The sequence below is a fragment of the Brevibacillus nitrificans genome, from assembly GCF_003710965.1.
Lineage (GTDB): Bacteria > Bacillota > Bacilli > Brevibacillales > Brevibacillaceae > Brevibacillus > Brevibacillus centrosporus.
In genome coordinates this window covers 1-10,564 of sequence record NZ_RHHU01000025.1, presented here as the reverse complement: position 1 = coordinate 10,564, position 10,564 = coordinate 1, and the positions used below count along the sequence as shown (strand labels likewise).

The following is a 10,564-nucleotide window of genomic DNA, read 5'->3' as shown; positions in this document are numbered from 1 at the left end:
ACTTCCCACAGCGCAAGCTGGTAAGACCCCTCATAGACGATGAGGTTGATAGGTTCGGTGTGGAAGCGTGGTAACACGTGGAGCTGACGAATACTAATCGGTCGAGGACTTATCCACACACTCTTAGCAAACATGCAGATCCAGTTTTGAAGGTACGGAAATGAAAAGGCTGTATTCTCGATTACTTGAAAAAGTGATGGAGAATACAGCTTTTTTTGTTTTACCAGGGAGAAAGCGGTATCTTTTGTTTTTTCAAATTTAATTCAAAAAAATCCATGCTCTAATGAATTTATCTATACATATGCCTGTCTTTTGGCCCAAGCCAGATCGCAGACGAAACGGAGGAAAGCAAGGTGAATCGAACGATTCGTAACATCACCATGGGTCTATTGGTACTGGCTGTGGTGAGTGGGTGCTCTAGCAATCCTGAAGGTGCAAATAGGAGAAATGCTCAGGCAGCCCGAGCAGTGCCTGTTGAAGTGAAAAAGGCGGTAAAAGAGGAATTCGCCGTACAAATGTCGCTCTCCGGACGGTTGGAAGCCATCCAGCAGGTAGAGATTCCTTCGAAAGCGACGGGGAGAGTGCAGCAGCTTCTCGTGAAGGTAGGAGATAAGGTTAAAAGTGGACAGCCCCTTGTGGTCTTGGATGGGGAAGAACTGCGAATTCAGATGCAAAAGTCCCAGGCTTCTATGATGTCAGCCAAGGCTCGATATGCAGAGGCGACCGAGGGAACCGAAGCCGAGGTACTTGCGCAGACGGCCAATTCCTTGGCAGACCTGCAAAATAAAGCGAACGCAGCTAAAGTAGATTTGGAGCGTGCCCAGAAGCTGTTTAGTGAAGGGGCAATTTCGACGGCCGAGGTAGAGAAAGCCAAATTGGCGCTCGCAACTGCACAAACGAATCTAGAGAATCAAAAACAAAAAGCCCAACAGGAGAAAAAGGGCCCGACTCAGGCAGCATTGGATTCGGCGATCGCGACATTGAAGCAATCTGAGGCTGATTACGCCCTGTCTCAATTAAATGTTTCGAATTTAACGATCAAATCTCCCATTGATGGCATCGTAGGATCCCTGACGGCAACAGTCGGGGAGAACGTTTCGAATAATGCCGTTGTCGCCCAGGTCATTAACCTATCTACGATGAAAGTAACGGCCAAAGCAAGTGAAGGACAGGTAGGACAATTCGAGCCGGGACAAAGCGTATCGGTAAAAATTCCATCTGTTAATGTAACCGTTAATGGAAAAATCACCTCGGTGAGCCCGATGGCGGATTCGAGCAAGTCATACCCGATTGAGATTGAGGTAGCCAATACGGATTTGAAAGCAAAGGCAGGCATGGTTGCTTCGGTTGAAGTGAAAGGAAATCCGCATCAGGCGATTCTCGTCCCGCGTGAAGCAGTTATCACGAAGGCACAGAACTCGTATGTCTTTGTAGTCGAAGGCGACAAGGCCAAGCAAGTAACCGTGACAACCGGGGAGTCCGATGGAACAAGAATTGAAATTCTGACCGGATTGCAGGGTGGAGAGTCTGTCGTGGTACAAGGTCAAAATACGCTGACCGGAAATGCTACTGTCGCCGTAATCGATCCGAATCAAGCGAAGAATGCAGCAGGCAAAAAGTCTGGAGGCAATGGACAAGGGAATGGCGGCTGGCAAGGTCAAGGTGGAGGCCAAGGCAATGGACAAGGCAGTCAAGGCGGCACTGGGGACCAAGCCAACCCGGGAGGTCAAGCAAATCCATCAGGACAAACAAACAGTACAGGGAACCCCGAGCCTTCGGCAACCCCAAAAGGATAGGTGAGCCCCATGCATATATCGGAACGCGCTATTCGTCGTCCCGTCACGGTAATGATGGGAGTCCTCATCGTGCTTATCCTGGGGATTATGTCATTGACCCGGATTCCCATCGATTTGTACCCCAAAATTGAAATACCAACGATTGCCGTCATCACCAGCTATTCAGGAGTAGGTCCTGAAGAGATGGAGAACCTGGTGACGAAACCGGTGGAGCAAGCAGTTGCATCCGTAGCCGGAATCAAGTCCATAACATCCACATCCCGGGAAGGCTCGTCGATGGTGATCGTCGAGTTTTCCTACGGGACTGACTTAGATAAAGCAGTGACAGAGGTAACGCAAAAGGTCGAGCGTGCGAAGCGCTCACTGCCTGATGATGTAGATTCTCCGACCGTCGCTAGAATGGACCCGAACAGTACAGCTGTGTTGACGCTGGCTGTCTCTGCAGACATGGGAGCTGACCAGCTGAAAAGCTACGTGCAAGACCAGATGGCTCCTTCCCTCGAACGTGTGAACGGAGTCGCCTCCGTAACGGTATCAGGCGGGCTGGACAGGGAAATCAAGATCGTCGTTGACCAAGCGAAACTGGAGCAATACGGCATCTCGATCTCCGACATCAGCTCGCAATTGAAAAGTCAAAACTTGGATTCGTCAGGTGGGAACATCACGGAAGGCGGCGTATCATACACCGTCCGTTCTTTAGGGAAATTCAAATCGGTAGATGATATTCGCAAAGTATCCATTCCTTTGAAAGATGGCAGCCGTATCTTCCTCGAAGAGCTGGCTCTCATCCAGGATGGCTTTAAAGAAGCTTCTATTGAAAATACAATGAACAAACAGACTACCGTTACCATGTCGATCATGAAGCAGTCCGGCACCAACACGGTTGCTGTCGTCGATGAGCTTTATGCGGAGATAGACAAGCAGCGAGCCAGCATGCCGCAGTCGATGTCTGTCATGGCACTCTCGGATCAGTCGTCGTTCATTCGTGCGTCTATTGACACGCTGGTTCACGACACCCTGATTGGTGGGGTGCTGGCGATCCTGATCATCCTGCTTTTCCTGAAAAGTGCAAGCAATACCGTCATCATCGCCACTGCGATTCCGATCTCCGTCATTTCTACGTTTACGCTCATGTACTTTGCGGACATGTCGATTAACATCATGAGCTTGGGTGGTTTGACTCTCGGAATCGGGATGATCGTCGATGATGCGATCGTCGTATTGGAGAATATTCACCGCCATCGCGAGACAGGCCTGTCTATCAAGGAGTCCGCGGTGAAAGGGACGAAAGAAGTGGCGATGCCGGTTATTGCCGCTACGCTCACTACCGTTGCGGTTTTCTTCCCGATCGTGTTTGTAGAAGGGGTGACTGCTCAGCTGTTCCGGGATTTGGGTGTCACGGTATCCTTCTCCCTCTTGGCATCGTTGATCGTATCGCTGACGGTCACGCCAATGCTAACCTCAAAATGGACGAGGTCGCATAAAAAGGAAACGCTGAAGGCAGCCGCACATGGTGTGAAAAGCAAAGAATCGCGCGGCTTGGCTATGTATCGCCGCATTTTGAGCTGGTCGCTGCATCATCGCAAATCCGTTCTCGCCATTGGTCTCGCTTCTCTGGTAGCAGGTGTAGGGCTGATCCCGTTCATCGGCTCCGAGTTTATGCCAACCTCTGATCAGGGACAAATCAACGTTTCGATTTCCATGCCGAACGGAACAGAGCTGGAGAAAACAAGAGAAGCAGTCACGCAGGCAGAAGCCATTTTGGCGACTATTCCGGAGGTCAAAACGATCTTTACCGCTTTGGGCTCGACTAACGCGACACGCGGGAACTCTGCTTCTACCTCAGCTGGATCGTTCCTGTTGATCTTGTCCGACAAGTCAGAGCGTCAGCGAACGACTGCCGAGGTCACGGATGAAATCAGACAAAAGCTGAATCGCTTCCCAGGAGCAAGACTTCGTGTCAGTGAAGCAGGAGGCACGACCCTGCCCGGTATGGGCGGCGGTGGGGGAGGATCGTTCGGTGGGGCTGCGCCGATCTCCTACGCGATTCGCGGAAACGATGAGGATACACTGAAGGAAGTGGCAGAAGGCTTGACGGCTGCCATCAGTGAGGTACCAGGTGTTCGCGAGGCAGACAACAACCTCGAGGAATCCCGTCCGGAAATTCAGGTCAAGCTGGACCGCGTGCGGGCAGCTGATCTGGGGGTAACACAAAGCCTCATTTCCAGTACGATTCAAACGGCCTTGAGAGATCAGGTCGCGACCAAATATGAAACAGCCGGTACAGAAGTAGATGTGACGCTCAGCCTCGGTGACGGGCAGGTCAGCAGCATGCAGGAAATCGGCAATCTGCTCCTGACGACACCGAAAGGCGAGCTGATTCAGATCAAAGACGTAGCAGAAGTCGTGATGGCGAATGGTCCGCAAGCGATCCAGCGCTACAACCAGACTCGCGTGGTCAATGTCACGGCATCCACAGCGCCTGGGCAAGACCTGGGTACGGTTACGGCGTCGATCGATCAGGTGCTGGCAACGTATCCGATGCCGCCAGGGTATACACTGGAGAAGCAAGGACAAAATCAACAGATGGATGAGTCTACGAAAAGCATGCTGATTGCGTTTGGACTCGCGATCGTCCTGGTTTATATTATCCTGGCTGCCCAGTTCGAGTCTGTGGTCTATCCGCTCTCGATCATGCTGTCCGTTCCTTTGTCGATCTTTGGGGCTACGTTCAGCTTGTGGGTAACGGGAAGACCGGTCAGCGTACCAGCCTTTATCGGGCTGATCTTGCTCGCAGGGCTGGTTGTTCGGAACGCGATTGTATTGATCGACTTTACCAATATTTTGCGCCGGGAAGGCATGAGTCGGACGGAAGCCTTGCTCACCGCAGGACCAGTACGTCTGCGTCCTATCTTAATGACGACATTTTGTACCGTTTTGGCGCTGCTGCCTTTGGCGCTTGGCTTGGGAGAAGGTGCAGAAAGCCAGGCTCCGATGGCGACAGTGGTTATCGGCGGCTTGCTGTTCTCAACCATGCTGACACTCGTTGTGATTCCAGTCGTTTATGCTATTCTGGATGATATGACAGTCCGATTGAAGAAAACTGTACGAATCACCTTGCCGTTCCGCAAACCGAAGACGGTGGGCATCGAAAAATAAACGAGCGTTCGCAAGAGGCTTTGTACAGATGAAAGAGGGATAGATATGCTGATTCTCGCAGTAGAGGATGAACAGGCACTGCTTCAGGCAATTGCCGGAGTCCTGACGGATGAAGGCTATCAAGTGGACACGGCCGATCGAGGTGACGATGGACTGTTGCTGGCGCAAAGAGGCATCTACGACCTGCTGGTACTCGACATCATGATGCCAGGAATGGATGGACTGACACTGGTCAAAACTTTGCGTGCCAAAGGAATTACGACCCCTGTGCTGTTTTTGACGGCAAAGGACAGTGTGAAGTCCCGTGTGGAAGGCTTGGACGCGGGAGCAGATGACTATCTGGTCAAGCCCTTTGCTGCAGAAGAGCTGAGTGCAAGGGCCAGAGCGCTATTGCGGCGCAACGGAAAGACAGGAGCAGAGGGGGAGATGGCTTACGGCCCTCTCTCTCTGAAGGTGAATGAGTACGACGGCTTTATCGATGACGAGCCGATGAAGCTGACAAGCAAGGAATACGAGCTGCTCAAATACTTTTTGCAAAACCGGGAGCAAATTCTGACGCGCCAGCAAATCTTTGACCGGGTGTGGGGCATTGATTCGGACGCCAACTACGGGGTAGTCGATCTGTACGTCCACTATTTGCGGAAGAAGCTAGGGCCCTATGAGAGCTTTATCCGCACGATCCGCAATGTGGGCTACATTTTGAAAAAGGAAGAGCGATAATGTTTCAAAAAACCCGGATTCGCCTGGTAACCTTAAACGTTATCGTGGTATTCCTGTTGTTAAACGGTCTCGGGAGCGCGGTGTACTTTACGATGAAGTATCGCCTGTACTCGCAGGTGGACCGGGAGCTGACCAAGGTGGCGCAGCGATTGATGGTCGATCCCTTGCCACGCTTGCAGCAGAACAACGAGGATCAGTTCCCCTACAATCGCATGGATCGAAAAAAATTCAACGAGATGGACCGCAGATATGCCTTGATCGCTTGGGACAGTTTAGGGGCGGCTATCGGAACCGCTTTTGGAGAACGGCTAGAGCCAGAGGATTTACCGCGTTTTCGGAGCGTCGCGAAACAGGATGGAATCGAGACGCTTTCCTTTAATGGCGAGACCTTTCGCGTGCACACGGTCACCATGCCGAAAAAGGTGATCGTCGGTGATCGGCTTCAGATCGCCATGCAGTATCAAGTTGTGTACAATCTGGCTCCGGAACAAAACATGCTGAGCAGCCTGCTCTACGTCGTGGCGATCGGGGATGCGGTGAGCGTAGTGATTGCCATTGTGGCAGGTCTGTTTCTGGCGAGAAGGGCCCTCATCCCCATCCAAGTCTCTTGGGAAAAGCAGCAGCAGTTCATCGCCGACGCGTCCCATGAGCTGCGTACGCCGTTGACTGCCATCCTCGTCAATCTGGAGCGGTTGTTTCGCTATCCGGATCATACGATTGAACAAGAGAGCGAGAAAATCATGATCGGGATGCAGGAAACACGTCGACTAAGCAAGCTCGTAGCAGACCTTTTGACACTGGCTCGCAGTGATTCCAACGAATTGCAAATCATGAAGCAGAAGCTGCGGCTGGACGAGCTCGTGCAAAAATGCACGCAGGTGTTTGCCCAGATGGCGATCGTCAAGGAAATCAACCTGGAGACAGAGATCGAGCAGCCATTGGAAATTGTCGGGGATGAAGAGCGATTGCATCAGCTGCTGGTCATCCTGCTGGACAATGCGCTCAAGTACACAAACGAAGGCGGCAAGATCTTCGTTTCCTGCAAGCGCGATGGCCAAAGAGTGACTGTCATGATCAAGGATACGGGAATCGGCATTCCCAAGGACGACATCCCGTATTTGTTTGATCGATTCTTCCGCGTAGATAAGATGCGTTCACGGCAAACGGAAGGGACCGGCTTGGGATTATCCATCGCCAAATGGATTGTCGACGCACACCATGGCAAGATTCAAGTAAGCAGTGAAGAGGGAGTGGGAACAAGTTTTTATCTCTCGCTTCCCATAAAGTAAAGGCATTTAAGCAAGGAGTCGGTTTCCCTTTACGGGGAGATCGGCTTTTTTGATGGCACACCTGTAAAGAAGAAACGACGTGAGCATCTCTCCCGAAAGTTTTGTTTCTATACTTTTTTACTGTACATATTTAGAAAGTGAGGTAAACTACAGAGGAGAGGAATACTACGAGAGAGCTTTCCGACGAGGAGTGTGAAATAGATGAATCTAACCGTAACAGCAGCAGCAGTGGACTGGTTTCGCCAAGAATGGGGCTGTGAGGCTGGAGATACCATTCGCTTTTTTGTTCGCTATGGAGGAGTCAGCACGGTGCAGGACTCGTTTTCCATGGGGATCGCCAAGGAGCAGCCGAACGAAATCGGGCTTTCCACAACGGTGGACGGCATTACCTTCTACATGGAGAAGGATGAGCTGTGGTACATGAACGGGCAAGGCTTGACGGTCGATTACTTGCCCGCGACGGACGAGGTTGATTTTAAACTGACCTAACAGCATCGAGTGCCATCACCACCAGGCAGGGGACGTGTTCCTCTGCCTTTTTCTTTTTCCAATTGACAGGGGGAAACGGTTGACTTTATAGTGAGTATAATACTAACTACTAAAGGGGCGGCTATGGAAGAAATTTATAAGGAACTGCAAAGGCTGGGGTTTTCCCAATACGAATGCAAAGCCTACATTGGACTATTGAAACATCATCCGATTACCGGGTATGAAATCAGCAAAAGAACCGGTGTGCCTCGGTCCATGATCTATGAGGTGGTTGGGAAGCTCGTTGAAAAAGGGGCCGTCTATATCGTACCTTCCGAGCCCGTGACGTATTCGCCTTTGCCGGCCAGAGAGCTGATTGCCCGGCAGCGCAGGCAATTTGAACAATCGTTTGATTATCTGGAAAAAGAGCTCGCTGCCATGGAAAGTGAACGGGAAATGGATGTCATCAAGCGGATCGATGGGGATGAGCTGGTAATCGCGGAAATGACAGAGCTGATCGGAAATGCGACAGCAGAGCTCTGGCTGTCCATCTGGGAGCCGCAGGTACCGTTTATCCAACCACAAATCGATGGTTGCTGTGACGAGGGGATTGATGTTTTTACCGTCCTTTTCGGAAAGGCAGAGACGAGAGTGGGAAACACCTATCACCATGATTACATGTCTCCAGAAGTGGCCGAGGAACGCATGGGGGGACGCTTGACCATTGTCGCCCGTGATGTGGAGGAAGTGTTGATCGGCAATTTTGCACCTGGCAAGAGCGCGTGGGCGGTGAAAACGCGAGATCCTGCCCTGGTTTTGGTAGCAATGGAGTACATCAGGCATGACATCATGTTTGCAGAAGTGACCAAAGAGTTGGGACCTGAGAAAGTAGAAGCGTTCTGGAGAACAAAGCCGGATCTCTATCACGTGGTGACGGGGAAGCGCTTCAAGTAAAGGGATAGAAACGAAAAGGGGAAGCGCAATGAGGGAGCAAAACATTCGACTGAAGGCTGAAGCAGTCATAGAGGGAGAAGAAACCTTTCTTGCAGGTGTAAAGGATTGTATCCCCACGCTGCTCGGCTATCTAAGTATCGGGTTCGCCGCAGGTGTTGTAGAAAAAACGGCAGGGCTTTCTATCACAGAAATCGCTTTGCTGTCCATCTGTCTATACGCAGGCTCCGCCCAGTTCATAGCAGCGGGGATGATGGCTGCCAACGGTTCAGCATCTGCCATCATTATCACGATTTTCTTTGTAAACCTGCGTCATATCCTACTTAGCGCCGCTTTATCGCCCTATTTTCGGCATCTCACACCGGTGCGCAACATGTTGATCGGAACGCTACTAACCGATGAGACGTTTGGGGTAGCGATCAACGAAGCAGCCAAGCGCAAACGGATCAGCGAAAAATGGATGCACGGTCTTAATATTACTGCCTATGCCAACTGGATCATTGCCAATATCGCAGGGGCGTATTTGGGACAGTGGATTGCCGATCCGGAGAAGTTCGGTCTGGATTTTGCCCTGCCAGCCATGTTCATCGGGTTGCTGGTGCTGTCCATGGTTAGTCGAAAACAGTGGCGTCTCGATATCGTGGTCGGGATCAGCGCAGTGGTACTTGCGGTAGGAGTATCACTCGTATTGGGTGGAAATATTGGGGTAATCGCCGCGACCTTGATTGCGTCAACGATAGGGATGGTGATAGAAAAATGGAAGTGAGATGGGATGTCCTCGTCATTATTTTCGGTTCAGCGCTTGTTACCTTTCTCCCGAGAGTCGTGCCTCTCATGCTGCTCAGCCGTATGACACTGCCTGAATGGGGAGTACGCTGGCTGAGTCATGTCCCGATCTCCGTGATGGCGGCCTTGGTTGGGCAGGAGCTGTTCTTGAACGATGGGAAATGGGCTCCTCTATCGTCAAACGTGGAGCTGCTCGCAGCGATCCCGACATTTTTGGTGGCGATCAAAACGCGCAGCCTGCTAGGAACGGTCGTGGTTGGCATTGTCACGATCATGCTTTTGCGTTTTTGGATAGCCTAATCCTTTTGGCGGAAGCTCCGAAATGATCGGGGCTTTTTTTATTTTTCTCTTTTTCATACTTAACAAATAAAAATGTTTGTTATATTATGAATGCATAGTCAAAAGAAAAGGGAGGAAATGGCAGATGGCACGTTTGGTTGATTCTTACTTGGAGCTTGGGGTAGTTGGAATGGCGCGGGCAGCCGCATCGGGCTGGTTCGGGGGTCACTACGGAGCAGCGCTGCTTGCAGGCTATTTCATGACGCGCGAGCACGATTTGCCAGCGCATGTCATCGAGGGCATCGAGCGTACCTGTGAGTCGTATCGCCTGTTGAAGCCGGAGTGGTTTGAACCGTCAGATGAGAGGGAAGCCGCAGATCCAGCTCTTCTGCAAAAGGTCCTGGATGGCTTGAAGGAAAACGTGCAAAAGCTGCGTACCTCTGGTCATGGGCTGGCGCTCGGGGTGCTTGCCTTGAAGGCTTTGCGTGAGCGTGGTGATCTGATTCGTCCCTCTGTTGTGGACGGTCTGGTCACCCTGTTGAAAAAGACCTTGGAAGACAAACCGGGTCGTTACTGGGGTGTTCCGAATTACTTTGACCTGACTGACGAAGACATCCAAGACGTGGCGGCGTACGATACGACTTTGGAGATGGCAGAAAGGACGTTTGAGACCATTCCTCCAATCGTACGTGGACGTGCCATCGAAGGGGTCGTCTATCATCTGGCGGGAGAAGTGGAGCACGGAATTACCCATGCGCATGCGCTGACGGATTTGGAGCGCTTCGGGTATGGTGAGCTGACAGAGATGGGCATGAAAAATCACCGCTTGCAGCTACAGCTCAATCGGCAAATCCCTGACTTTGTCTTGGCGGAGGAAGTGAAGGAGCCAGCTTTTGAGCAAATTACCTCCCCGGTGTACTGGGCAAAGACATACAGCGATCCGCATGCGCTCAAGGTCCCGTATGCGGCTCTGGATTTATTGAAGCGACTGCCGCAGGAAAAGCGGGCCAAAGCCGAGCATGAGGTATGCAAGCTGCTCACGATAATGTAACCCGTCTCGCAATCATGAAAAAAGGGAGATCGCTGAGGATCTCCCCAGGCTGTCGATAAAGTCGG

The 10,564-nt window shown here is 51.5% G+C and carries 9 protein-coding genes and 1 rRNA gene; all 10 read left to right on the top strand.

Translation table 11 applies throughout. The annotated features are described in order from the left end of the window. Positions 1–117: ribosomal RNA gene (locus EDM59_RS31325) — 23S ribosomal RNA — on the top strand; the annotation flags it as partial. Positions 118–353: 236 nt separating this feature from the next. Then, positions 354–1,796 carry an efflux RND transporter periplasmic adaptor subunit gene (locus EDM59_RS29455; protein ID WP_122926864.1) on the top strand — a complete coding sequence of 481 codons (1,443 nt, stop codon included), beginning with the start codon at positions 354–356 and terminating at the stop codon, positions 1,794–1,796. A gap of 9 nt (positions 1,797–1,805) precedes the next feature. Next, positions 1,806–4,955, top strand: coding sequence for an efflux RND transporter permease subunit (locus EDM59_RS29450; protein ID WP_122926863.1), 3,150 nt, complete (start codon positions 1,806–1,808; stop codon positions 4,953–4,955). A gap of 45 nt (positions 4,956–5,000) precedes the next feature. Further along, the gene (locus tag EDM59_RS29445; RefSeq protein ID WP_092270481.1) at positions 5,001–5,675 is read left to right on the top strand and encodes a response regulator transcription factor; all 675 of its coding nucleotides are present in this window, start codon (positions 5,001–5,003) and stop codon (positions 5,673–5,675) included. After that, the gene (locus EDM59_RS29440) at positions 5,675–6,964 is read left to right on the top strand and encodes a sensor histidine kinase (protein WP_122926862.1); all 1,290 of its coding nucleotides are present in this window, start codon (positions 5,675–5,677) and stop codon (positions 6,962–6,964) included. The genes EDM59_RS29445 and EDM59_RS29440 overlap by 1 nt, the downstream gene beginning before the upstream one ends. Before the next feature lie 201 nt (positions 6,965–7,165). After that, positions 7,166–7,453, top strand: coding sequence for a HesB/YadR/YfhF family protein (locus EDM59_RS29435; protein ID WP_092270486.1), 288 nt, complete (start codon positions 7,166–7,168; stop codon positions 7,451–7,453). 123 nt (positions 7,454–7,576) lie between these two features. Further along, a complete protein-coding gene (locus EDM59_RS29430) occupies positions 7,577–8,386 on the top strand; it encodes a TrmB family transcriptional regulator (RefSeq protein WP_122926861.1) in 810 nt (269 codons plus the stop codon). A 28-nt stretch (positions 8,387–8,414) separates the two neighbouring features. Beyond that, positions 8,415–9,149, top strand: coding sequence for an AzlC family ABC transporter permease (locus tag EDM59_RS29425; RefSeq protein WP_122926860.1), 735 nt, complete (start codon positions 8,415–8,417; stop codon positions 9,147–9,149). Next, positions 9,140–9,469, top strand: coding sequence for an AzlD domain-containing protein (locus EDM59_RS29420; RefSeq protein WP_122926859.1), 330 nt, complete (start codon positions 9,140–9,142; stop codon positions 9,467–9,469). The genes EDM59_RS29425 and EDM59_RS29420 overlap by 10 nt, the downstream gene beginning before the upstream one ends. 124 nt (positions 9,470–9,593) lie before the next feature. Further along, complete coding sequence (locus tag EDM59_RS29415) at positions 9,594–10,499, top strand: hypothetical protein (protein ID WP_122926858.1); 906 nt, start codon at positions 9,594–9,596, stop codon at positions 10,497–10,499. The last annotated feature ends 65 nt before the right edge of the window (positions 10,500–10,564 follow it).